The organism is Aureibaculum algae (genome assembly GCF_006065315.1).
Taxonomy (GTDB): Bacteria; Bacteroidota; Bacteroidia; order Flavobacteriales; family Flavobacteriaceae; genus Aureibaculum; species Aureibaculum algae.
The window spans coordinates 4,136,564-4,163,059 of record NZ_CP040749.1 but is presented as its reverse complement, the minus strand read 5'-3'; the positions used below and the strand labels follow the sequence as shown (position 1 = coordinate 4,163,059).

Below are 26,496 nucleotides of genomic sequence, written 5' to 3'. Positions count from 1 at the left end.
TTATGATTTTATAAAATTCTTAACGTGATTTACTACCTTTAATTCTGTTCTAAATGCTACAAATTTACTACCAAATAATTTTGTGGTTTCTTGCCTAAGCTGGTCCGCATCTTCTTTATAGTACCTTTCTACTGCTTCTTTATCTTCAGCAGTATACTGAATAGAATAGGTAACGCCCGTTTCTTCTTGAACCATTACCTGACACATTTTAGCTTCAAAAAACTTACCTGTTTCTAACATTTGAGGTATGTGTTCGTTTTGCATCCATTTAAGCCATTCCTGTTCAATAGAACTGTCTATGTTTATAGTTACATTGTAGATATACATTTATTATTTAGTTATTTTAATAAATTGATGCAGAGCATCGAGTTTTGTTACTTGTTATAAATTTTAAAAAGTATTGATTATTCCAAATTTTAATTTAGTAATAGTATTATTAGTTAAGCACATCACCTCTCAATTTCCTGAATTGTTTTCTTGCCTCAACTAAATATATACTATTTGGAAATTCAAAAATAATCTTTTGATACATTTCTTTTGCCTTATCTCTATTATTTAAGTTGTTTTGGTATAATTCGGCCAATTTAAAATAAGAATTATCTACTAGAATGCCTGTTTTATCTAATTCTATTAGTTGCAAATAATTGCCTTCAGCTAAGTTGTATTTTTTGATTTTAGTATAGAGTTCTGCTTGTTTATATATGGTTTCATCTTCAATAGCACCACCTTTAAATTTTTTTAATACAGCGTTTAAAGTATCAATAGCTGCTTGTGTTTTATTTTGATATGCCAGTACATCTGCTTTGGCATACATTTTTAATGAGGTATGTAAAGTGTCCCCTATAATATTATCAGAAATTAATAAATGAAGTTCTAAGGCATCATTGGCAATTAATTGTGATGTTGACTTTTTTAATACTTTTAATTGTGATAATGCCCATTTAAAGTCGCCTTTGAAATAAGAAGTTTGAGCTACTTTAAAACGAGCTGTTTGTGCAAGTGAGCTGTTTTTTAAATCTGTTTGTACCTGCGAATAATTGATTAATGCTTCGTTAAATCTATTGGTGTAAACCAATACATCTCCTAATTTTAATTTAAAATTACCATGTTGATAATCAGAAGTGGTTTCTTTGAGTGCATCCTTTAAAATAACAATCGCTTTTTCAGGTTTGTTTTTTGTAAAGGTTAAAAAATCGGCATAAGCCATTTGTAAATCTAAAGTGGTAAAAGTGCGACCGTATTCAGTAAATAATTCTTGAAACTGTTCTTCAACAGTTTGTATTTCTTTTTTGGTCACCGCAGTTTTAATAGCCACATTTAATAAGTAGTAATGGGCATTTAATATTGAATTTTGATCTTTGGTATTTTCTAAAACATAGCTGAAGGCTTCTTGTGCGGTAACGTAATCATTGTCATAAAAGGCAATGTCACCCAGTTCTTCTATTCTGAACAAATTTTCTGAATTTCTTTTGAAAAGAGCTTTTTCTTGAACTAGAGCTTTGTTATAGTCTTTTTGTTGTGTGAATAACCAACTCAATAATTTGTTCCATGAGTTGTTCGGAGTCTTCTGTAGTCTTTTTAAAACGAGTTTTCTGAAGAGAACATTGTTAGGGTCTTCACTGTCGTCAGTTATAAATCTACCAGCATATCGCTGCACAGTAGCATAATATTTTTCGTTTTTTTCAACTAAGTTTAAATAGCTGTCAAACATATTTTCAATATCTGCTTTTTCACCATATAGATAGGCTACATTTAGATCTAAATTTAATTGAGGATTTAACTCCATTGCTCTTTTGTAAGATCGTAAAGCGTAATCTGTTAAATGATTTTCTTCAAAAGCCCGACCCATGACGTTACCTTGATAGGGGTCATTTTCAATATATTTTAATGCTTTTTCATAATTTATTTCTGCTTCTTCTGTTTTTCCTTGTAGCTGGAAATTATAACCTATTTCAACCCATAAATTAGTTTGATCTCTGAACTTTTTTTGATGTTTAATTAGTAGTGAGGTAGCTTCTTCGTAGTTTTCAAGTGCTTGGTAGCAAGAGAGTAACCGTTTAAAATAATCGCGTCTTACATCATTTTTTTTATACAGCTGTTCGTACAGAGATTTGGCCAGTACATAGTCGCCACGCTCAAAGTACATGTTAGCCAAATTAGCATTTTGTGCACTACAAAATGATGAAATTAAAAAAAACAGTACAATAATTTTAGATGGCATGTCGTTATAGCTTGTGTCGAAATTAATTTGACATATGCTTCAAAGGTAATAAAAGAAGTTTTAACTAATTAAAAATAATACGTGAGATAAAAAAATTACTTAACCCAATTTGCATTTTGGCATAATGATTGCCTTAAAGTTAAAATCAACTAATTTTTTTACCATGAACGAGTTAAAACAACAACATCAAAACGCAAAAGAACAAGCTACTTTTTTTATGAAGAATGGTCAAATCAATGACTATTTTAAAGCGTTACTTGAAATAAATCGTTATAAAAGATTAATGGTGGCTATTGTCGCTAATTAGGCATTGAAAGTTCTAATTTTCTTTAAGAAGAATTTTTCTATGTAGCAGTGTGTGATATTATTTTGTGCGATGAAATCATAATCTTGCTCTTTAGAGGCTATTGACCACTAATTAAAATACAAAATAGACCGTCTTGTAGATTCGAATTTAGATTCGAATTGGCAAGACGGTCTGCTTATTAATTAGAAAACAGCATGGTATTTAGCGTTAATATTTTAGTCTATAGTGTTGAAACCTGTATATTTTTGTAAAACTTCTGGAATTTCAATTCCATTTTCGGTTTGATAATTTTCTAAAATTCCAGCTAAAACTCTTGGTAAGGCTAATGAACTTCCGTTTAGCGTATGTGCCAATTCACTTTTTCCATCTTCATTTTTAAAACGTAATTTTAAACGATTTGCTTGAAATGTTTCAAAATTTGAAACAGAACTGATCTCTAGCCATCGATCTTGAGCTGTTGAAAATACTTCAAAATCATAGGTTAGGGCAGACGTAAATCCTATATCTGCACCACATAATCTTAAAATACGATAAGGTAACTTTAGCTCTTGTAAAATTTCTTTAACGTGATTAACCATCCCGTCAAGGGCATCATAAGAATTATTGGGATGCTCAATTCTTACTATTTCAACTTTGTCAAATTGATGTAATCTGTTTAAACCTCTTACATGAGCTCCATACGAACCTGCTTCGCGTCTAAAACAAGGTGTATATCCTGTATGAAGAATAGGAAAATCACTTTCTTTTAGTAAAACATCTCTGTACATATTGGTAACAGGGACTTCTGCAGTAGGAATTAAATACAAATTATCTCCAGTTACATGATACATTTGTCCCTCCTTGTCAGGAAGTTGTCCAGTGCCAAAACCAGATGCCTCATTTACCATTAAAGGTACTTGAACTTCTTGATAACCTGCATCAGTATTTTTATCTAAAAAATAATTAATTAAGGCACGTTGTAATTTAGCTCCTTTTCCTTTATATACAGGGAAACCAGCTCCGGTAATTTTATTACCTAGCTCAAAGTCAATAATGTCATATTTTTTTGCCAATTCCCAGTGTGGTAATGCTTTATCATGTAATTTTGGAATTTCACCTTCGCTAAAAACTTCTTCATTATCCTCTTCCCCTTTTCCTTCTGGAACGAGTGTGTTTGGAATGTTTGGGATTTGATACAGTAAATTATCCAAATCATTTTGAGCGGTTGCTAATTGTTCGCTTAATTGTTTTGAGCGTTCTTTTAATTGACCTGTTTTTTCTTTTAATAAAGTCGCTTTTTGTTGCTCTCCAGATTTGAAAAGTATGCCAATTTCTTTTGAAAGTTTATTAGATTCTGCCAAAATGTTTTCCAATTCAGTTTGGATAGTTTTTCGGTTCTCATCGGTAGTTAAAACTTCTTCGATCTTTTTACTAGCATCGGTAAAATTTCTTTTTGCCAATCCTTTTAGTACGTGATCTTTATTTTCTCTAATAAAAGCTACTTGTAACATGTTTGTTTTTTGGTATTAAGCGGACAAAGATAAGGATTAAAACTTCTTTTTACGAAATGAAATCTCACTACTTTCAATCAATGTTCTAGCAGATTTTTCATCTTGTTTAATTTGTGCAAATAATTCTTCTAAAGAATCAAATTTCTGTTCGTCTCGTAAACGGTGTGCAATTGAAATTGAAATGGTTTCACCATACAAATCAGCATTGAAATCTAGTAAATGTACTTCTATGGTTTCATGCTTTCCATTAACTGTTGGGCGAAAGCCAATATTCATAATTCCAAATAAATGTTGATTATTTATTGTGGTTTTTACAATGTAAACACCAGGTTTGGGTATTAATTTGTAAGACTCTTCTATATGTATGTTAATGGTTGGGTAGTTGTGTTTATTGCCTAAACCTTTACCATGAACAACTTTTCCTGTGAGTAAATATTCATAGCCCAAGAAATTATTAGCTTTTTGAATATCGCCATCTAATAATGCTTGGCGAATTTTAGTTGAGCTAACGGATATATTTTTTATGTCCTGTGCTGGAATTTCTTCTACTTTAAACCCATAAAGAGAGCCGTACTCTTCTAATTGCTTAAAATTCCCTTCCCTGTTCCTGCCAAAATGATGATCGTAGCCAATCACTAATTTTTTAAGCTTTAACCGTTTAATTAAGATGTTTTTCACAAAGTCTATTGCCGTTAATCTGGAAAATTCTTTTGTAAAAGGTTCAATAACTAAATTGTTTAATCCTGTTTTTTCTAATAAGGCTATTTTTTCGGGTAATGTAGTTAATAGCTTTAAATCTGTACCTTGTTGCAAGACCATTCTAGGGTGTGGGAAAAAAGTAAGAATAACAGAATTGTTGTCAACTTCTAAACTTTGTTTAACCAGATTTTTGATAATCTCTTGATGTCCAATATGAACACCGTCAAATGTCCCAATAGTTATAATTGAGCTTTTTTCTTTTCCGGTAAATTCTTTTATGGAATGATATATTTTCACAAAGTTGTTTTAAAAGGTGCAGATTTATACTTTTATTGTAAATCGTTTAAATCATTGTCAGGCAAAAATAATTAAAACTAATGGATTTTTATTTTCTTAACCAGCCCAATATGCTTTCGTTTTTTATTTCCCATTGTCCGCCATTGTTTTTAGACAATTCAAAAATTTCTCTTGACGAAGAAAACGGACCTGCATTTTGTTGAATAATTTCTAGTTTATCCATAAATAGATTTGATACTTTGGCAACATGTCCGTATTTGTTTAAGAGTGAACCTCTCATAACAATTAAATCACCTATTGCGGGTTTGAATTGACTAGGGTTACTAAATTGTGTTAAGTTTCGTTGTTTATTTATTTTATTGTCGGTCAGGCTATTGTCATAAAAACTAATGGCATGTCCATAACTATTGGGCATTTTGTGTTTGTAGTGTTCATAATAATATCGTTTAACAAATTCTACACATTGATATTCTAATCCGAGGTTGTAGCCATCTTTTGTGTTTCATTGAACGACATTACCAACCCCACCGTTAAAGAAAACGATAACATTGTTTAAACTGTCAATCGGTTGTCCAACCTCATATTTATTATTGAAGTTTACTTTTTTTACTTGATTGAAGGTTAAATAAGAGGCTAGTAAAATTATGATTGCAAGTAGTACTTTTTTTGTCATTTAAACTATAGAATGTTAATTCTATTCAAGTGTTAGGGTCTCTTTTATTTCAGTTAGTAATTGCGGAATTTTACCCACTTTAAAGTTTAAGTCAATACTTACCTCTTTATCATTTTTAATTAGTTTAAGCCTTCCTTGAGTTACCTTAAAGTAACCTGAAGTACCATCTTTGCAATAACAGAATCTTCCATATATCATTTTTACATTTTGTAAGGCTCCATTAGTCAAAAATAATTGTTTGTTGTTTTTGTCAAGCTCAAAATAGATCAATTCACTATAGTTGCTGTCTGCTGTGTTCGGTATCTCTTTTCTTTTGAATTCGTATTTAACAATTGTATTGTTTCCGTTTTCTAATTTAATGTAAGTATTTTGTAATTCATCTTTTTTTATTAATAGGCTTGAATTACGTATTATTTCAATGGAACACTCTGAGTCTATAGCACATTTTTCTAGTTCAAAGGTTTGCTTTTGAGGTGTTTTTAAACTTGGTATTGTATGTGATTTGCTTTTACAATTCGCAAACAAAATCATTAAAATACAAATAATTAGAAGCCTCATAGAATCAATTTGGGTAAAGATATTAAATCTCATTTAAAAACTTCTTTTATATTTGTTATAGGATTACATTATTTATGTCTAAGAAAAATTTCGATTATTTCCTTTCTGTAGCAATTATATTGCTGGTTTGCGTTGATGGATTCTCTCAAGAAAAGGAGTTTTGGTCAAAAGTTTCAGCAATAGATAAAACGGAACAATTCATTGATGCCAAAACTGAATCAACGAAATTCGAACTTTTTTCCTTAGATCTTGAAAAGTTGAAAAAGACACTTCAGTTTAATACAAAATCTAATAAAGTAACTCAAACTGTTACGTTTCCAGATGCAGAAGGAAATCTTATTAAATTTAACGTTAAAGAAAGTTCAATCTTAGATGCCGAACTAGCTAAGAAATTTCCAGCTATAAAGTCATATCGCGGACATGCAGTTGATGATAAATCTACAAGTGTACACTTTACAACCAGTTCATTAGGTATGTATGCTATGATCTTGTCACCGGAAAAAGGAACAATGTATATTGATCCTTATACTAAAAATAGAAAGAAATATAGTGTATACTATAAAAAGGATGTTATCAACGATACGTCATTTGAGTGTTCAGCAATTGAAGACGAAATTACTAAAGTTAAGAGTGTTGTTAAAAAAAGTTCATCATCCGATTTAAAACTACGAACTTTTAGATTAGCAATTGCAGCCACTGAAGAATATTCGACTTTTCATGTTGATGCTGCTGGAGTTGGTATTGGAAGTACAAGGATGGATTCTATTAGTGCTGTGCTTTCTGCCATAGTAGTAACCATGAATAGAGTAAACCCAATTTTTGAACGTGATGTGGCTTTAACCATGCAGTTAGTGGCTAATAATGATCAGATTATTTATTTAGAGACCGATCCAGGAACTGATCCTTATACCAATGATAACGGTTCAGCCATGTTAATTCAAAACCAAAATAATTTAAATAGTAGTATCGGTTCTGCCAATTATGATATAGGGCATGTTTTTAGCACGGGAGGTGGTGGTGTTGCCAATCTCGCTTCGGTTTGTGATACTGATAAAGCGAAAGGCGTAACAGGTTCTAGTCTCCCTGTGGGTAATAGTTTTGATATTGATTATGTAGCTCATGAAATGGGCCATCAATTTGGTGCAAACCATACTTTTAATGGTACTGCAGGTAATTGTGCAAATGGAAATAGAAATAATGCCACTGCCGTAGAGCCAGGAAGTGGATCTACTTTAATGGGATATGCTGGTATATGCGGTCCTCAACAAAATATTCAAAGCAATAGTGATAGTTACTTTAATATTGTGAGTATTAATGAAATATATGATAACTTAATTAACGGGGTGTCACAATGTGCGGCTGTTTCTAATTTTGTGTTTAATTTGAATGTACCAACCGTAAATGCAGGTAGTGATTATGTTATTCCAAAATCTACACCTTTTGTTTTAAGAGGTCAAGGAGCAGATTTAGATGGTGATGCTTTGACTTATGATTGGGAGCAGATTGATAACGAAGTTAGTGGAATTTCAATTCCGCCAACGTCTACACAAACCGTTGGGGCAATATTTCGTTCGTTTCCACCAACTCTAGAGGAAGATAGGTATTTCCCGAATATACAAACTATAGCATCTACTAGCACTTCTACTTGGGAAGTTTTACCAAGTGTTTCAAGGACTATGGAATTTGCATTAACGGTTAGAGATAATGTTGTTGGAGAAGGTAAGGCCGTTTCAGATAATACTACAATTACTGTAAATGATGTTGCCGGCCCATTTCTTGTCACTTCACAAAATACAACAGGGGTTTCTTGGACTGAAAATGATAGTGAAATTATTACTTGGGATGTTGCTGGTACAGATGGTAATGGAATAAATGAAAGTCACGTTAATATTTTATTATCCTTAGATGGTGGCCTCACCTTTCCAACAGTGTTGGTTGCCAATACTCCTAATGATGGTAGTGAAAGTATTATTGTTCCAAACACACCATCACCTAATGTTAGAATAATGGTGCAGGCCGTAGCTAATATTTTCTTTGCGGTTAATAATGAAAATATTTCTATTGGGTCTTTTCAAACTTCTTGTACAACATTTCAATCGATTAATATTCCAAAGACGATTCCTGATGCAAATACAGCGGGAGTGGTTTCTACAATAAATGTACCTAGTAATTTTTTGGTTTCCGATGTCAATGTATCTTTAAATATTTCGCATTCATGGTTGTGGGATTTACAGATTTTTTTAAAAGCACCTAATGGAACAGAGATTTTGATTTATGATAGAACTTGCGGTTCTTCAGGGCAGCAAAGGCAGAGTATTAATGCTACTTTTGATGATGAGGCAATTTCATTTGCGTGTAATAATGCTTCACCAGCAATTTCTGGAATTACGAAGTCGGAAAATTTATTATCTGCCTTTAATGGAATATCATCAATAGGAACATGGCAGTTAAAAGTTGTAGATAATTCTCATGGAGATGTTGGTGTGCTAAATGACTGGTCTATAGAATTATGTCAAACAAATCAAACGGTCAGTGTTGATGATTATGACTTTTATGATTTTATTATTTATCCAAATCCTTTTAATAATCAAATACAATTATCGTTTCAGACAAATTCTTTTGATGATGTGTTAATTTCATTATATGACATTTATGGTAGACAAGTTTTAACAAGAAATTATACAAATCAAACTACGACTTTTAATAAGTCTCTAGAATTCAAACATATATCTTCAGGTGTTTATGTTTTAAAAATCCAAAAAGGAAAATTTGAAACTTCAAAAAAAATCATAAAGTATTGATTTAATAAAAAAATGCTCTTAAAATTTTGAATTTCGTAATATTTATTTAAAAAATATTGTATTTTGCGACAATATTAACTCAAATTGATTATATTATGAATAAGTATTTTGCTCTTGCATTTTCTTTCTTGTTTGTCACTTTTATTGGGGCCCAAACTGTGGTTTCAGGTACAGTAACAGATTCTAACGGAGACCCCGTTCCGGGTGCTAATATTATTGTAGTAGGTTCTACTATTGGAACAGCTACTGATTTTGATGGTCTATACACTTTAAAGGTAGATCAATCACCACCATTTTCTATTCAAGCTAGTTTTTTAGGTTTAGAGTCAGTCACAGCTGAAGTTACCATGGCAACTCAGACGTTAGATTTTATGCTTAATGAAAGTAATCAACTTGACGAAGTTGTTATTTCTGCCTCTAGAACACCAGAGCGTATTCTTGAATCTCCAGTTACCATTGAACGTATGGATGCTAGAGATATTAAAAACACATCTTCAGAAAGTTTTTATAATGGATTAGAAAATCTGAAAGGTGTAGATGTTAGTACGAGTAGTTTAACTTTTAAGTCTATTAATACTAGAGGTTTTGCTACATTCGCTAATACTCGTTTTATGCAGCTGGTAGATGGAATGGATAACTCTTCACCTGCTTTAAATTTTGCCTTAGGTAACTTACTTGGTATGTCTGAATTAGACATCAGTACTGTTGAGTTATTACCAGGAGCATCTTCTGCCTTATATGGTGCAAATGCTTTTAATGGTGTGCTTTTTATGACAAGTAAAAGTCCTTTTGATGATGCCGGTATAAGTACTTATTTTAAAACGGGACTTACCATGCAAGATGCTGCCGGAGATAATCCTTATTATGATCTTGGAATTAGAGCCGCATATAAATTTAGTGAAAAGTTTGCTGCTAAGGCAACATTATCTTATTTACAAGGTACTGAATGGTATGCTACTGATTATAATCAATATATTGATGCCGGAGCTGGTAATCCGGATGATATAATTTCAAATGTTGGGAATGCTACATCATTTGATCAAGCAAATATTTATGGAGATGAAGTTGCGGTACCAATTGATTTTGAAGCTGCTGCTTTGGGAGCAGGTTTTCCTGCTTCAGTTGCGTCTGCTTTAGGTCAGCAAACTATCTCTAGAACTGGTTATAAAGAATCAGACTTAACCGATTACGAAGCGGAAAGTATTAAGGCTAGTTTTGCTTTCCATTACAGGCCTTTTGCAAATGATTTAGAAATGATCTATAATGCAAAATTCGGAATAGGAAACACTATCTATCAAGGTGCGAACAGATACAATATCAATAATTTCTTTATGCAACAACATAAAATTGAAATTAGAAATGATAACTTTTTTATTAGAGGTTACGTTACTGATGAAGATGCTGGAGATTCTTATGATATGAAGTTTGCGGGTATTAATATGAACAAAGCAAATGCAAATCAATGGTTTGGTGCTTATGCTCAAACGTTTTTAGGTGCTATTGCACAGGGGTCAACACAAGATGCTGCACATGCAGGTGCTAGACAGTTTGCTGATGCCAATGTTACTTTGCAACCTGGAACTCCTGAGTTTAAAGCTCAATTAGATGCTATTACTTCAGATCCAGATTTAAATACTGGAGCCAGATTTCAAGATCAAACAAAATTGTATCATGCAGATGGAAATTATAATTTTCATAAAGCAATTGATTTTGCTGAAATACAAATTGGTGGTTCATACAGACAATATGTTTTGAATTCTAATGGTACTATATTTACTGATTATGATGGTCCAATTCATTATGACGAATATGGAGCTTATATGCAAGTACAAAAAAAGTTAATTGATGATAGGTTGAAACTTACAGGATCAGTTAGATATGACAAAGCACAAAACTTTGATGGAAATATTTCTCCAAGAATTTCTATTTCTTACTCATTAGGTGAGGGTAAAACGAGGAATTTAAGATTTTCATATCAAACAGGATTTAGAAACCCAACTACACAAGATCAATACATTGGTTTAGATGCGGGTCAGGCAATTTTAATTGGTTCTGCTCCTGATAATCTAGATAGATATACTTCTAAACCATTAGATAATAGTCCAACAGCTCAATTCTTAGGCTTTCCTGCAACAGTTGAATTATCAGGAAGGGCTGCATATGAAAACGCATTTACATTAGCGTCGTTACAAGCTTTTGGAGCAAGTGCAGCTCAAGGTACACCTAATCCAGCCTTATTAGAGGTTGCTGATTTTGCTTATGTAAAACCAGAAAGAGTTCAAGCTTTTGAATTAGGTTATAGAGCTGGTTTTGGTAAGTTAATGTTAGATGCTAGTGCTTATTATAATATATATCAAGACTTTATCGGTAATAAAACAGTAGTTTCACCTCATTACGGAAGTGTGAACTTAGCTTCAGACATTACCAATTTACCACCTGAATTAGGAGGTCCGATTCCAACTGCTTTAATAGCTATTGGTAACGGAGATTACCAACCCTTTCAAGTGTATACGAATTCAGAAGCAGATATTTCATCATATGGTGCTACTATAGGAATCAATACTAAAGTGTTTAGTACTTTTGATTTTGGTATTAACTATACGTTTGCTAAATTTGATTTTGATCAAGATACAGATCCTGATTATGAAGCTGGATTTAATACTCCTGAGCATAAGGTGAAAGTTGGTTTTGGAAATACGAGTCTATTTAAAAACTTTGGTTTTAAAGTTGACTATAGATGGAGTGATGAGTATTTATGGGAATCATCTTTTGCAGATGCTATTATAGATGCTAGAAGCGTTGTAGATGCTCAAATTAACTATTCTGTTCCTCGTATGAAATCAACATTTAAATTAGGTGGAACTAATATTGGAGGAAAAGAATTTAGAGCTGCTCCTGGTACAGGATCACTAGGTTCTATGTATTATGTTTCTTGGGTAATTAATTTGTAATAATTAAGAAAGAATTTTAAAAACCTCACTTTTTAGTGAGGTTTTTTTTTAGTATCTAATAAGTACTGATAATCAAAGTGCTATGATTTAAAAATTATTTAAAAAAACACTTTTAGAATAAGTATAAATAATTTACCTTTGCACTTCGTAAAAACGAGAATATATTGCATTCCTTATATAGGGTTAATTAATTGCAATAATTTCGAATTAAATTGAAACCAAAATAATTATAAATAATGGCTAAAGTTACAGGTAAAGTTGCTCAAATTATTGGTCCAGTAATAGATGTTGAATTTTTGACTGAATCTGACCTTCCTAGAATTCATGATTCTCTAGAGATTCACAGAAAAGACGGTTCAATACTAGTACTAGAAGTTGAACAACATGTTGGACAAGATACTGTTCGTTGTATTGCAATGGACTCTACTGATGGTTTAAGTAGAGGTTATGAAGTTATTGCAACGGGTAATCCTATTCAAATGCCTATTGGTGATGATATTTATGGACGATTGTTTAATGTAACTGGAAATGCTATTGATGGATTAGGTGATTTACCTAAAGAAGGGAAAAATGGTTTATCTATTCACCGTAAAGCACCAAAATTTGATGAATTATCAACTTCAACAGAAGTTTTATTTACAGGTATCAAAGTAATTGATTTAATTGAACCTTATGCAAAAGGGGGTAAGATTGGTTTATTCGGTGGAGCAGGAGTTGGTAAAACAGTATTGTTAATGGAGTTAATTAATAATATTGCCAAAGGACATGGTGGGCTTTCAGTTTTTGCCGGAGTAGGTGAAAGAACTAGAGAAGGAAATGATTTACTACGTGAGATGTTAGAGTCTGGTATTATTAAATATGGTGATGACTTTATGCATTCTATGGAAGAAGGTGGATGGGATTTATCTAAAGTTGATAAAAAGGGAATGAGAGAATCAAAAGCGACTTTCGTTTTTGGACAAATGAACGAACCACCTGGAGCACGTGCACGTGTTGCCTTATCAGGTTTAACCATTGCTGAATATTTCCGTGATGGAGCAGGAGATGGTCAAGGTAAAGATGTACTTTTCTTTGTAGATAATATTTTCCGTTTTACACAAGCGGGTTCTGAGGTTTCGGCTTTATTAGGTCGTATGCCTTCAGCGGTGGGTTATCAACCAACCTTAGCAACTGAAATGGGAGCTATGCAAGAGCGTATTACTTCAACAAAAACAGGTTCTATTACTTCTGTACAAGCAGTATATGTACCTGCAGATGATTTAACAGATCCAGCACCAGCAACAACTTTTGCTCACTTAGATGCAACTACAGTACTTTCTCGTAAAATTTCTGAATTAGGTATTTATCCTGCGGTTGATCCGTTAGATTCTACATCAAGAATTTTAAATGTTGAGACGTTAGGTCAAGAACATTATGACTGTGCACAAAATGTAAAAGAATTATTACAACGTTATAAAGAATTACAAGATATCATCGCTATTTTAGGGATGGAAGAATTAAGTGAAGAAGATAAATTAGTTGTACACAGAGCACGTAGAACACAACGATTCTTATCTCAACCTTTCCACGTAGCAGAACAATTTACTGGTATTCCAGGTGTTTTGGTTGATATAAAAGATACTATTAAAGGTTTTAATATGATTATGGATGGTGAATTAGATCGTTTTCCAGAATCTGCTTTTAACTTAAAAGGTTCTATACAAGAAGCTATTGAAGCTGGTGAGAAAATGTTGGCAGAAGAAGCGTAGACTAAAGATCAAAACATCATGAAATTAGAAATAGTAAGTCCAGAAGCAGTTATATTTAATGCGAATGTTGATTCGGTATCTGTACCTGGAATTAATGGTGAATTTCAAATGCTTGAGAATCACGCACCAATCGTTTCTTTATTAATTGAAGGCGTTGTAAAAGTACATACACATACGCAAGATCATGAAGAGTTTAGCGATTTATCAGGAAGATTAACAAAGCATCCTGATGATGATAAAATTTTAATATTTCCTATAAAATCAGGAACTATTGAATTGAAAGATAACAACGTAATTATTTTAGCTGATTAAGTCAATTATCTAAAATTAATTAATATTCTATAAGAATTTTAAAACCTCAATGATTATTTCGTTGAGGTTTTTTTAATGAACCTCCCTCTCAATATCTCAGGATATAGGTGTATTTATTTGCTATCAACAGGTCGAAAGCCCAACCGATTTTTGTTAAATTTTGTATTCATAAATTTAAAAATACTAAAAGAAACGTTTTATTTTTGGGAGCCTTATCCGCTACTCGTTACTATAATAAGTAAATCAAAAATTGAGAATAAAAACAACGTTTGTGTTAATTGCTTTTCTATGGTTACTGTAAATGGATGGTTTTCATAATCCCATGAATCCACTTCTGATGCGTATGGCTCTCTTTATTTTGTAAAACAGGGTATGAATTATCAATTGATGCAATGAGCATGTTAAAATTCAGCTTATTTGAGCGAAGTTAGGAAGATGTCAAGGCTCTTTTATCATCTTCTTATAAAAGACGCGTTAAGCGTGCAGAAAGAGCTAAATAATTGATAGAAAAAGAAGATGGTAAGTAAATTTAATTTATGAGTCAGATATCATAAAAAATGCCACTCAAATTTTGAGTGGCATTTTTTTTATAATTTTTGTACCTAAACACTACTTAAATAAATGCCTATAAATATCATTACCATTTGCAAATAATAGTAACGCAATTAGAAAGATAAAACCAGCTATTTGAGCATACTCTAAAAATTTATCACTTGGCTTTCTTCCTGAAATCATTTCATATAATGTAAAGACTACATGACCTCCATCTAAAGCAGGTATTGGTAATAAATTCATTACCCCTAACATTATAGATAAGAAGGCTGTAATACTTAAAAATGTTTGCCAATCCCAAGTTGATGGAAAAATACTCCCAATAGAGATAAATCCGCCTAAGCCTTTGTAAGCACCAGTACTTGGGTTAAAGATTTTTTTAAGTTGTTTTAAATAGCTCGAAAACGTTGTCCAGGCCTTATTCATTCCAGCGGGTATAGCTTCGATAAACGTGTAAGTTTTGGTTTCAAATTTATAATACCCTAATTTTTCCATATCACTTTGAGGCATCATCGCAAGTTGTACACCAATTTTACCATCATTATCTAATGTTACATCAATATCTTCTGTACTGTTGTCTCGTTTAACGGTGAGCGTAACTTTTTCATTTTTATGTTTACTGAATTCAGCATCAACCTCATCAAAGTATTTGATAGGTCTTTTATTAATGGCTACAACAATATCTTTTGGTTGTAAGCCACTATTTGCATTTTGCAAGGTGTCAATTACTTTACCTATAAAAAAAGGTATTCTTGGTGATAAAAAATTGGCATCTTCTTTTTCTCCATCAACCAATTTGGAGATGAAATCAACCGGAATATCTTTCTCAATTACTTCACCATTTCTTTCTATCGTATACGCATTGCCGTTTATAAATTCTAGAAAAAGATCGCGGAATTTTTGAATTTTTTCGCCATCAATGGTTAGTATTTTATCTCCAGTTTGTAAGCCAAGTTCTTCACCCAACTCATTTTGAACCCATACACCATCTGTTAAATTCTCATTAGGTAAATATTGCTCACCCCAAATGTTCATCATTAGAATGTATATAAAGATTCCTAAAAGAAAATTTACCGTAACACCACCCAACATAATAATTAAACGTTGCCATGCTGGTTTTGATCTAAACTCCCATGGTTTGGGTTCTTCCTGCATTTGTTCGGTATCCATGCTTTCATCAATCATACCAGATATTTTTACATATCCACCAAGAGGTATCCATCCTATACCATAGACAGTTTCACCAATTTTCTTTTTAAAAAGTGAGAACTTATAATCAAAAAATAAATAGAATTTTTCGACGCGTGTTTTAAATATTTTTGCTGGTATATAGTGCCCTAGTTCGTGTAGTACTATTAAAATAGATAAACTAAGAATAAATTGTGATACCTTAATAAAAATCTCCATCTGCTATATTATCGTTTTTAAAATCAGTTTGCAAATGTAAGGTTTTATAACCAATTACATAAAAACAGCATTTTAAAATGTTTGTTAAAAATAAGTAGAGGCTTAGCTTATTGATGGCGATGGCAAAAGATGAGAAAAGTATTCTGATGATTTAATGTGGAATTATAATTTAGATACTTTATTCCTCTTTTAAAATGGTCTTATGCAAAACACCTTGATTGGTTTCAATTTTTACTAAATGTATTCCAAATGAAAGTGGCTTTAAATTAATTGCCAATAAAGGATTGCTTTCTTCTAATACCAATTTACCTAACATATTGTAGATAGATACTTTTTCTACAATAGCATCACTAGCATTCTGAATGTTTAATGAATTCTTAGCAGGGTTTGGGTATATTGAAATGTTAGTGCTCAGAATTTCTTGATCTACACCGTTTTTCACAGTATTGTTTTTACTAATTATATGATGTTCCGGATCAACTTCAACGGTATTAATTTTAAAAGGTAATTTACCTGTAAAACTTTGTTTGTTTTCGGAAAGCTTAAGTCTTATGATTTGAGAATCTCCATTATCATTGCTGACTTTGATTGGAATTGGCATTTCAAAAAATGTCACAGATGGGTCAGATTGTATTTGAGAAGCAACGATTGTTATTTCATTTGTTTTTCCATTTTGGAACCAACTAATTTCGTAAGAAGGATAGCCCTTACCAACAGTCCAGTCATTAAAGAAGTCTGATAAATCTTCTCCTGTTTGCCCTTCTAAAGAGTGTTGAAAATCTTTTATTGAAGCTGATGATTTATTATCATTAATTTCTAATAAATACGCGTCAATACCATTAATATAATTTTCATCACCTAGCTTATAGTTAAGCATATGTAAAACCATGGCTGTTTTTAAAAAACTTGGTTCTCGATAACTTTCTGATGTAATTTTTTCAATAGTTGTTTTTCGCCAATTAGGATCGTTGGTTTCTATATTTATTGCAGCATCATCTTCAGGGATTGAAATCAATTCCTGTAAATACGCATCATGTATATTCAAGTTTTCTTGGCTGAATAAAAAACATGAAAAAATTAATAGAATTAGGGGTAATTTTTTCTTCATAAGCAATAACTTTGCAAAGGATAGGGGAAATGCAAAGGCACCCCAAATATATAAAAAAAATGCTATGGATTTATCATTCTTTAAAAAATCACTTCCATCCGTTGTCAGAATTGGCGTTTTATTTATTGTACTTGTCATTATTGGGTACTTTTTAATGGTTCCCAAAAAGAGATTACCAGTTTATAATCCTGCCGATGTAAATCCACGATTAGTTGACGATTCGGTAAAGCATATTAAATACAATCATAAAATATCTAATTTCCATTTAACAAATCAAAATGGAGAAACAATTACAGAACAAGATTATAAGGATAAAATTTATGTAGCTGACTTCTTTTTTACGAGATGCCAAAGTATATGTCCGATAATGACAACAAATATGGTAGATCTTCAAACTTATTTTAAAAATGACAGTACGGTGAAATTTTTGTCACATTCTGTTACACCTGTAATTGATAGTATACCCATTTTAAGAGCTTATGCAGATAAAAAGGGAGTGATAGATGATAAGTGGAACCTGGTTACCGGAGACAAAAAGCAAATTTATAATTTGGCAAGAAAGTCATATTTTGCTGTGCTAGATGAAGGTGATGGAGGTGAACAAGATTTTATTCATACAGAGCAATTTATCTTGATTGATAAGAAAAAACAAATTAGGGGTTTCTATGACGGTACGAACAAAGAAGATATTCAACAAATCATAAAAGATATTCAATTATTAAAGGAAAATAATTGAAACTGTTAGATATCGTTAGTTTTTAATGATATTTATCATATTGATTTATTAAAAATTGTGTATTTTCGCACAGTATTTATAATCAATCTAAATAAAAATTGAATACTACCTTAGCAGATCTTATCGTGGGAGAAATTGGAATTATTGATGATATTCCATTTGATAGCGTGCCCTTAAAACTATTAGAAATGGGATGTTTACCTGGTAAAGAGGTGGAGTTAATGCAAATAGCACCCCTTAAGGATCCCTTATATATTAAAGTAAACGGAAGTCATTTGGCGATTAGAAAAGAAACAGCTTCGCTTATAAAAGTTACCAAAATCAAAAATTTATGCGACATTCTGAAGTCATAAATGTAGCATTAGTAGGTAATCCTAATACTGGTAAATCACTTTTGTTTAACCAGTTAACAGGTTTAAATCAAAAGGTAAGCAATTATCCCGGTGTAACTGTAGAGAAAAAAACAGGAACATCCAAGCTGCAAGGAGAAGTCTTTGCTAAAATTACTGACCTGCCAGGTACCTATAGTATTAACCCTTCAAGTTTAGATGAGAATATTGTTTTACAGACATTTATAGGTATTGATAAAAGTAATTATCCTGATGTCGTTGTCGTTGTTGCTGATGTAGAAAACTTGAAACGGAATTTATTTTTATTTAGCCAAATTAAAGATTTAGAAATACCTGCCATTTTAGTTATCAACATGTCCGATCGAATGGAAAAAAGAGGAATTTCCATAGATATTGAATTGCTTAAAAAGGAATTGAAATCAGAAGTAGTACTAATCAGTGCTCGTAAAAGATTGGGGATCGGTAAAGTGAAACGTGCAATAGTTAACTATAAAGAGGCGAATACATTAAAAATTGCAGAAATAGCTGATAGAATTGATGCACAGTTTTTTAAAGAACTAAAAGAAAAATTTGCTGATACTTCATTATACAAAGCTTGGCTTTTAATAACTCAAAGCCAAAATCTTACTTCAATACCTCCGAAATTTAAAGACCGTATTGAGAGTTTTAAAGCTGACAAGGTAAAGCTCAATAAAATGCAGAATAAGGAAACGATTCTGCGGTACCAGTACATTAATCATATACTTAAAAAAACGTATACAACTGATGCTGAAAAAGCAACGGGTATGCGTCATAAAATTGATAAAGTACTTACCCATAAAATTTTTGGTTATTTAATTTTTGCTCTTATATTATTATTGATCTTTCAATCAATTTTTGATTGGGCTACTGTTCCGATGGATTTAATAGACTCCACTTTTGCCAATTTAAGTGAATGGACGAAAAATCAATTACCAGAAGGTGTATTTAGCAATTTATTAGTTGAAGGTATTATCCCCGGTATTGGTGGTATCGTTATTTTTATTCCCCAGATTGCCATACTATTTTTATTCATTGCAATTCTTGAAGAAACTGGCTATATGAGTAGGGTTGTTTTTTTAATGGATAAGATTATGCGTCGATTTGGTATGAGTGGTAAAAGTGTTGTACCATTAGTTTCTGGTACCGCATGTGCCATTCCGGCAATAATGGCTGCACGAAACATTGAAGGTTGGAAAGAACGTCTGGTAACTATTTTGGTGACACCATTTACAACATGCTCTGCTCGCCTACCTGTATATGCTATTTTAATAGCCTTAATTATACCACAGCAAAGAATTTTAGGTATTTTTAGCCTGCAAGGTTTGGCATTAATGTCATTGTATCTATTGGGTTTTGCATCTGCTATTGTATCAGGATGGTTATTAAATAAAACGTTAAAAGTAAAAGGTAAAAGTTTCTTTATAATTGAAATGCCTGCCTATAAAATACCTTCATTAAAAAATATAGTATTTACCGTTTTAGAAAAAACTAAAGCATTTGTGTTTGGTGCTGGTAAAATCATTTTAGCAATTTCTATTATATTATGGTTCTTAGCTTCTAATGGTCCGGCTTCTTTTGACAATGCAGAAGAAATTGTTAAGAATAGAGTGGAAAATAAGCAATTAAATCAAGATGAATTAGAAAAGCATATAGCCACCTATAAATTGGAGAATTCATATATAGGTATTGCAGGTAAGGCCATTGAACCCGCAATAAAACCTTTAGGTTACGATTGGAAAATTGGAATTGCCTTAATAACCTCATTTGCTGCCAGAGAGGTTTTTGTAAGTACTTTGGCAACTATTTATAGTGTAGAAGATAATGAGAATACGAACACGATTAAGGAACGCATGGGGGCAGAAATAAACCAGGATACAGGAAAAAAACGATTCAATTTCCCTGTAGGAATGTCGTTATTGGTTTTTTATGCTTTTGCAATGCAATGTGTAAGTACCTTGGCTATTGTAAAAAGAGAAACAAATAGCTGGAAATGGCCATTGCTACAGCTTTTTGGCATGACGGCCTTGGCTTATTTGGCTTCTTTTATTACCTTTACTGTATTAAGTTAAATAACTATGATTCAATCTATTTTAGTATATATTTTACTGGGCTTAGCTATATCTTTTTTGATAAAAAAGTACTTTTTTAAATCAAAAAAGAAAACTGGCTGTAAAAGTGATTGCGGTTGTTAAATTTTTGAAAGTACCACCTTCTCTAATTGTTTACTAATCATTTGTTTGTAAAACTCTTTTATAGCTCCATAATTTTGAGATGCTATAATTGAAGTTTTCATATTTAAAATAGATGATACTTGAAGTATATTACCGGTTACTTTACACATAAATGAATATGACCCTGAACCTTCAGGTGTAGCGTAGGCTATGGTTTCAGGTAATGATTCTATTTTGTATTCTGCGGGTAATGTTAGTGTTACATTATATTTTTCTTGAAAAGGGGTGCCAAAATCAATAGGGAATTTCCTGTCATCTAATTTAAACGGATTTTCTTTTTCTGTATGAAATAGCAGTGGTGAAAAATATATTTTGTCACCAACAATTTCAACTTGGCTATCGCTTTCAAAATCAAATTGATAAGAGATTGGCTTGTAAATATCAACTTTATTGTTGGCTTTAAATTCATCAATTTCAATATTATCATTATCTTTTTCAAGCTTTGCTATTAAATCATTTTCATTTTTGTTATTCTGACTAGCTCTAACATTTAAGGCTAATAACTTATTGTAACTAGATCTCTCAGTACCCGATAAAATGCCTTCATCATCTATTTGGGCCATTATAAAAACCATCTCTTTTGCTACATCATTTGGAAATAGACTAACCTCGCTTGAGGTTCCATTTTCTCTAACAATACGACCATTCCAATTTAAATCTCTAAGTGGTAAAACGTTAGGTGTGCTGTATTTTTCAGTAGCATCTAATAGAACAATACCGGAGGTCGTTTCAACTCCTGCAATTACATAATTAAATCCTTCTTTAGTTGGAAAAAAAGGGATGCCATGATCACGAGTACTTATTAATACAGGGTTCGCTTTTAAATTAGCTTCTCGCAACATGGCTACTAAAGTTAAATTAATTTCTGCAACATTACCCACACCATCTTTATACGCTTTTCTTACCCCATCATTGGTGTATTTCGAAGTGAAATCATTCCATTTAATTTTTGATTTTACAAATTCAAAAATCTTAGTAATTTTTTCATTTTCGGGAGCAGTTAGATTAATTAATGCTGTTAAATCGTCTTTGAAATGTGATTTTTTATCGAGCTGTCCACCAAAATTACTGCTTTCATAAATTGTTTTAGTAACATCTTCCCAAGTGGTGTTGTAAAATTCCACCTGTGAATTGGGAAATTGAGTACTCGTTAATTCAAACTTTAAAGCTGTAATATAATTATTAATGTTATTTACATAAGGTTCTTCTTTTAGTGCTGGTACATTTTTTAGAGTACATTTAATTATATTTGTTTGGTAGTCAATTTTGTTTTGGCTGTATGATGCCGCTCCGTTATCATTCCGTTCTTTGTTGTTAAATGTAATAGAAGATCGTTTAGAATCACGCACTAAATCAACAGGGTGATAACCTTTCATTACATTTTTAAAGACAAAATACTCAGGTGTTTCTACTTTTGATTCTATATATTTAATAGGAATAAAAGACTGTAGTTCCATATCGTCTATACGTGAATAATAAGGAGAAGTAATTGTGTAGTCCCATTCTACAATGCAACCTTCTGTTAAATTTGGCATTGTGAATTTAGTTCGCTTCCAATATTTATTTACATTTTCAACAAAAATATCTTTTTTACTAAGCTTCGTTTTTTCAATTTTTCCATTTGTCAAGTTAAAGGTGTTGGCTTTAATAGAAATTTTTTCATCATCACCTCCTTGGTATAGAGAAATGCTTTTAGTAGCCCAATCATATCCATCCTTATTGTATATTTTAATACGTTCATGAACGTCTGTAACTAAGTAAAAACCCTCTCCTTGAGAATACTCAATATGTGACCTTCTTTTTTTAAACAATATTGCGGCATTTGCAGAAGAATCTAGAGGGTAAAGTTTTTCAGTTAACTCTTCTTTAGTTGCTTTTCCGAATTTTATGTCTTGTGCTATTATAGGTAAACTTAATAGCATTGCTAGTGCGGTAATAATTAATTTTTTCATAGTTTAATCTTTGTATTATCCTTTAAATAATCTTATGGAGCTGCTTTTGTAAGCACAACTTTTGACTTGTCTTGTTTGGCAATACTCTTTCTGAAATCTCTGTAAGCTTTATATTCTTTTGCATTATAGTTGCCTCCCTTTAACCTAAATATTCGACTATATTTTAATTCTTTTTCATTAATTTTTTGAATGTTTAGTTCGTAGCTCCCGAATTTATTTTCAATTTTTATGTTATTTGGTAAGGCTTCAATATTGTAATTTTCAGGTAATTTTATTTTAAATTCGTCCGTATCAATAAAACCACGTGCTATTTCAAATGGAAGTTTTCTGTTTCGATAACGTTTAGGTACTTCTAATGCTCGATTAAAAGCATTTATAGTAAACAACATTCGGTCACCACTGAAAGATGCATATTTCGAGGCGGCGAGCTCAATATTTTCATTAAATATTACACTATCCTTATTGTTTGAGAAGTCATACTTTTTTACGGTCATATTATTAATATATGACCAATAGTTAGACTTGTAATATTTTTCTATATCTCTTTTAGGTTGTTTTTCTAAGCCGTAATGATTGTTATATTGAATACCTCCTGAATTTATAGTGACACCTGCTTCAATGTTGCCGTCATTATTAATGCTATAGTTGGCATTTGTTTTTTGGAAGTTATCTTCGGTTTTGTATATACCCGTATGTTTTATTTTTCCACCTTCTGGTGTTATTAATAATACATCTCTATCATCTGTAAACGTTCCCTGATAACCAAATGGTACTGTTTGACTTGTACATTCAAGCCATATGTCTTTATTATTTCCTTTAACATATAAAAATGCGTGATTTCCTTGAACAGAGACAACATCTTGTTCCATGCTTTTTTTATCTCCACCAGCATAAACGGGTGCGTAGTAAGAGGTAACGCCAGCTTCATCTAGTAAAGACTTTGTATAATTAGTAAGTGCTTTACAGTCTCCATATCCTAACTTGTCTACATCTGTAGCTAGCATAGGCATCCATCCGCCAATACCCACTTGTACACTTATATACCGAGTTTTTTCTTGTACATAGTTATATATAATTTTAGCTTTTTCAACAGGATCATCAATGCCTGTAACCATTTGCTTTATTTTATTTTTCGTACTCTCAGGTAATGCAGTCCTACTCACAATTAAATTGTCATACATCCATTTGCCAAACTCTTGCCAATTGTTGGCAGATCCATCTACATTTTCTAATCGAAATTTATTGCTGGCAACAATAAGCCAAGGCATTACTTCTAAAGAGGAAGGGCATAATTCTTCATATTTTATAACGGGTGAGTTGTTGATTTCATACCTAATAGTAGTTGGTTTCTCCGATTTAATGATATTAAAATGTTCAAAATTTTTCTCAGCCTTTTGAATTTTTATATCATTAGGATATGTGATTTCATAACTACTTTTAACAACACCTTGATTATACGATGCGTATGGGAACCATCTTGGTATAAAAGCTGTATTTGAAGATTCTAGCTCATATTCATAAGAAATTGTATATGGATATGTAGTTGGAACATAGTCGTAATAAATAAGTCTGCCATCATTAAATAATGAAATGCCATCAACGGCACTTCTGTCTATGAAATCGCGTTTTTTTATGTCTTTTATTTCAACACCTAATGCATTGTATACGTATGCTCTTACATTTTTAATGTCGTTAGATGAGTCATAATGTATTACGATTTCAGAATTATGATTCCCGAGCTTATTTAGGACAGTAATTGTTTTACTGCGAGTAACAGTCATTTTTTTTGACGACTCTAATACTATTTTAGTACTTGAATTCCGTATAACGGAATTAGCATTTTGTTTTAAACTATCTGGAATAGATAAAATACTTACATCAAAATCTTGTGAATAAATAAATTGAAAGGAAAATAAGGTTACAAAAAGAAGTAACTGTTTAAAATACATAAAGTAGTGTTTAGCGTGGGGCGTTGATACACAAATATATCAAACTTATACCCAAAACGTTACAATTTTTATAATATTTTAAATTTTATTTTCAGTATCTATTACAATAGTTACAGGACCGTCATTCAATAAGTTTATTTTCATGTCTGCACCAAAAATGCCAGTCCCAACTTTTTTGCCAAACTCTTTTTCTGTTACAGAAATGAATTGGTTGTATAGAGGTATTGCAACATCAGTTTTAGCGGCTTTAATATAAGAAGGTCTATTTCCCTTTTTTGTACTTGCTAAGAGCGTAAATTGGCTGACTATAATAAGTTCTCCATCTATTGCAATGAGCGATTTGTTCATAACATCATTTTCGTCATTGAAAATTCTAAGATTCAATACTTTTTTGGACAACCAATCAATGTCATCTTTGGTGTCATTTTCTGTGATGCCTAATAAGACCAATAGTCCATTATTAATAGAAGAAATTATGTTGTTATCAACGCTTACAGAGGCATGACTTACTCTTTGAATTACAGCTTTCACTTTTTACTTAAATTTATTTTGTTTTAGCTTTTTAGCTCTCTTACCCATATATTTCTAAAACTTGGCTTACTTCCATCATTATGATCCTGTAATTGTATGGGAGCTTTTCCATGAGGTTCGTTGGTTGGCCAACCGATATAGGCTACTGCTCCTTGAATTTCAAAGTGATCTTGAATTAAAACGCCATTATGTAAAACAGTCATTGTTCCAGATTTTATTTTTTTACCACTAGCATCAAATTCCGGAGTATGAAAAATAATGTCGTAAATGTTCCATTCTCCTGTGGGAACGGCAGCGTTTACTGCCGGAATAGATTGCTTATAAATGGCTCCTACCTGTCCGTTAACATAAGTGTCGTTGTCGTTATTGTCTAATATCTGTACTTCATAACGCTGCTGAATGAAAACACCACTGTTGGCTCTAGATTGGCCTTTACCTAAAATTTTAGTAGGCGATTTCCATTCTAGATGTAACTGGATACTTCCAAAATTGCGTTTGGTTTGTAGAGTGCCAGAACCACTGTTAACGGTCATGCTTCCATCTTTATTTAAAATCCATTTGGCAGCGGTAGAATCTTCTGCTACAATCCATTCGTCTAGGTTTTTACCATCAAAAAGCACAATGGCATCAGAAGGGACTCTGTTTTTTCCGAGGTTTACTTTTGGAGGTTTAGGTTCCCAAATTTCAGTTTCTTCAGGTTTGGTGGGCTCTTTTTCTTGATTAGAAATGTTACTAATAGTGTCAAGGGGTGATTCAGATACGTCATTTGATTTTACTGTTTCCTTACATCCGAAAAAAGACAGAACAACAACTGAAAGAATTAATTTTTTAATCATTATAATTTTTTAATTTTTATATTTCTGAACCATACTTTGTTGCCATGGTCTTGCAAACCTAAATATCCATTATGTATTTTACCGAAATTTGTCCAATTTTTAAATTTTGAGTTGGCAATCATTTCATCCCATTTTTCTCCTTGAAGTGGAAAAGTAGCAACTAGAGTGCCATTTAGAGTAGAAGAGCCTTCATTGGTGTTGTGATTTATCTTGATAACGGCTGTGTTCCATTCTCCAGCTGGGTGCACTACGTTAGAAGTTGGTGAAACTAAATCATATAACGCTCCTGCTTGATGACTTGTGCCAGCCTTTGCATCAGGGTGTCTTTCATTATCTAAAACTTGAACTTCCAATGCAGATTCATAAATTTTCGCATTTTTATCTTCTAAAACGCTCCAAAAAATTCCGCTATTACCACCTTCAGATATTTTCCAATCTATTGATAACTCAAAATTTTCAAATTTTTCTTTGGTAATAATATCTTGACCTTCACCATTACCTGGCGTAAAAGCCAAAGTATTGTCTTGTATAGACCATCCAGAGGGCACACTGTCCATTAAATATCCTCGCCATGCATCTAAAGAGCTGCCATCAAAAAGAACTATCCAATTGTCTTTAGTTTCTTTATTTAAATCAGATTTTGTTTTAGCTTCGTCATTAAGTTCTGTTTCTTTTTTTTCATTTTTACATGATGAAAACGTTAAAACGGCAAGTAAGAGTATTGTTATTTTTTTCATTGTACTTATTTATAATTCATAATTAATGA

The 26,496-nt window shown here is 32.0% G+C and carries 20 protein-coding genes and 1 pseudogene; 8 read left to right on the top strand and 13 right to left on the bottom strand.

Going from position 1 to position 26,496, the window contains the following annotated elements; translation table 11 throughout:
- Window positions 1-327: a DUF4286 family protein gene (locus tag FF125_RS17695; protein WP_138951025.1), complete on the bottom strand. Its 327-nt coding sequence runs from the start codon at window positions 325-327 to the stop codon at window positions 1-3.
- A gap of 109 nt (window positions 328-436) precedes the next feature.
- Window positions 437-2,221: a tetratricopeptide repeat protein gene (locus tag FF125_RS17690; protein WP_138951024.1), complete on the bottom strand. Its 1,785-nt coding sequence runs from the start codon at window positions 2,219-2,221 to the stop codon at window positions 437-439.
- Between the two features lie 163 nt (window positions 2,222-2,384).
- Here FF125_RS17690 and FF125_RS21980 point away from each other — a divergent pair, with 163 nt between their 5' ends.
- Window positions 2,385-2,528, top strand: coding sequence for a hypothetical protein (locus FF125_RS21980; protein ID WP_175418955.1), 144 nt, complete (start codon window positions 2,385-2,387; stop codon window positions 2,526-2,528).
- A 215-nt stretch (window positions 2,529-2,743) separates the two neighbouring features.
- On the opposite strand, the gene serS is transcribed toward FF125_RS21980, so the two are convergent.
- From serS to FF125_RS17670, 4 genes and pseudogenes are all read right to left on the bottom strand, one after another.
- Complete coding sequence (gene serS / locus FF125_RS17685) at window positions 2,744-4,018, bottom strand: serine--tRNA ligase (protein WP_138951023.1); 1,275 nt, start codon at window positions 4,016-4,018, stop codon at window positions 2,744-2,746.
- 36 nt (window positions 4,019-4,054) lie between these two features.
- Entirely contained in the window at window positions 4,055-5,014 is a 960-nt protein-coding gene (locus FF125_RS17680; protein WP_138951022.1) for a bifunctional riboflavin kinase/FAD synthetase, read from the bottom strand.
- 88 nt (window positions 5,015-5,102) lie between these two features.
- A pseudogene (locus tag FF125_RS22145) lies at window positions 5,103-5,489 on the bottom strand (CHAP domain-containing protein); the annotation flags it as partial.
- Between the two features lie 219 nt (window positions 5,490-5,708).
- Window positions 5,709-6,278 carry a hypothetical protein gene (locus FF125_RS17670; protein WP_138951021.1) on the bottom strand — a complete coding sequence of 190 codons (570 nt, stop codon included), beginning with the start codon at window positions 6,276-6,278 and terminating at the stop codon, window positions 5,709-5,711.
- A 41-nt stretch (window positions 6,279-6,319) separates the two neighbouring features.
- On the opposite strand from FF125_RS17670, the gene FF125_RS17665 reads away from it, so the two are divergent.
- From FF125_RS17665 to FF125_RS17650, 4 genes are all read left to right on the top strand, one after another.
- Window positions 6,320-9,046 (top strand): zinc-dependent metalloprotease, encoded by a 2,727-nt coding sequence (locus FF125_RS17665; protein ID WP_138951020.1) that lies wholly within the window; start codon window positions 6,320-6,322, stop codon window positions 9,044-9,046.
- Window positions 9,047-9,141: 95 nt separating this feature from the next.
- Entirely contained in the window at window positions 9,142-11,997 is a 2,856-nt protein-coding gene (locus FF125_RS17660) for a TonB-dependent receptor domain-containing protein (protein ID WP_138951019.1), read from the top strand.
- A gap of 236 nt (window positions 11,998-12,233) precedes the next feature.
- Window positions 12,234-13,745: a F0F1 ATP synthase subunit beta gene (gene atpD, locus FF125_RS17655; protein ID WP_138951018.1), complete on the top strand. Its 1,512-nt coding sequence runs from the start codon at window positions 12,234-12,236 to the stop codon at window positions 13,743-13,745.
- 18 nt (window positions 13,746-13,763) lie between these two features.
- A complete protein-coding gene (locus tag FF125_RS17650; protein WP_138951017.1) occupies window positions 13,764-14,057 on the top strand; it encodes a F0F1 ATP synthase subunit epsilon in 294 nt (97 codons plus the stop codon).
- Between the two features lie 609 nt (window positions 14,058-14,666).
- On the opposite strand, the gene rseP is transcribed toward FF125_RS17650, so the two are convergent.
- Together rseP and FF125_RS17640 are read right to left on the bottom strand one after the other, a co-directional pair.
- Window positions 14,667-16,016, bottom strand: a complete 1,350-nt coding sequence (rseP, locus tag FF125_RS17645; RefSeq protein ID WP_138951016.1) for an RIP metalloprotease RseP — start codon at window positions 16,014-16,016, stop codon at window positions 14,667-14,669.
- Between the two features lie 178 nt (window positions 16,017-16,194).
- Entirely contained in the window at window positions 16,195-17,124 is a 930-nt protein-coding gene (locus FF125_RS17640) for a T9SS type A sorting domain-containing protein (protein WP_175418954.1), read from the bottom strand.
- A gap of 64 nt (window positions 17,125-17,188) precedes the next feature.
- Here FF125_RS17640 and FF125_RS17635 point away from each other — a divergent pair, with 64 nt between their 5' ends.
- From FF125_RS17635 to feoB, 3 genes are all read left to right on the top strand, one after another.
- Window positions 17,189-17,860: an SCO family protein gene (locus FF125_RS17635; protein WP_138951014.1), complete on the top strand. Its 672-nt coding sequence runs from the start codon at window positions 17,189-17,191 to the stop codon at window positions 17,858-17,860.
- Window positions 17,861-17,958: 98 nt separating this feature from the next.
- Window positions 17,959-18,213, top strand: a complete 255-nt coding sequence (locus FF125_RS17630; protein WP_138951013.1) for a FeoA family protein — start codon at window positions 17,959-17,961, stop codon at window positions 18,211-18,213.
- Window positions 18,192-20,300, top strand: coding sequence for a ferrous iron transport protein B (gene feoB / locus FF125_RS17625; protein ID WP_138951012.1), 2,109 nt, complete (start codon window positions 18,192-18,194; stop codon window positions 20,298-20,300). Before FF125_RS17630 ends, feoB begins: the two co-directional genes overlap by 22 nt.
- A 119-nt stretch (window positions 20,301-20,419) precedes the next feature.
- On the opposite strand, the gene FF125_RS17615 is transcribed toward feoB, so the two are convergent.
- The 5 genes from FF125_RS17615 to FF125_RS17595 form a co-directional block, all read right to left on the bottom strand.
- The gene (locus FF125_RS17615; protein WP_138951010.1) at window positions 20,420-22,414 is read right to left on the bottom strand and encodes a transglutaminase domain-containing protein; all 1,995 of its coding nucleotides are present in this window, start codon (window positions 22,412-22,414) and stop codon (window positions 20,420-20,422) included.
- 32 nt (window positions 22,415-22,446) lie between these two features.
- A complete protein-coding gene (locus tag FF125_RS17610; protein WP_138951009.1) occupies window positions 22,447-24,363 on the bottom strand; it encodes a DUF3857 domain-containing protein in 1,917 nt (638 codons plus the stop codon).
- A gap of 78 nt (window positions 24,364-24,441) precedes the next feature.
- Entirely contained in the window at window positions 24,442-24,894 is a 453-nt protein-coding gene (gene dtd / locus FF125_RS17605; RefSeq protein ID WP_138951008.1) for a D-aminoacyl-tRNA deacylase, read from the bottom strand.
- A gap of 23 nt (window positions 24,895-24,917) precedes the next feature.
- Complete coding sequence (locus FF125_RS17600; RefSeq protein WP_138951007.1) at window positions 24,918-25,730, bottom strand: 3-keto-disaccharide hydrolase; 813 nt, start codon at window positions 25,728-25,730, stop codon at window positions 24,918-24,920.
- Complete coding sequence (locus tag FF125_RS17595; protein WP_138951006.1) at window positions 25,730-26,467, bottom strand: 3-keto-disaccharide hydrolase; 738 nt, start codon at window positions 26,465-26,467, stop codon at window positions 25,730-25,732. The genes FF125_RS17600 and FF125_RS17595 overlap by 1 nt, the downstream gene beginning before the upstream one ends.
- Window positions 26,468-26,496: the final 29 nt, after the last annotated feature.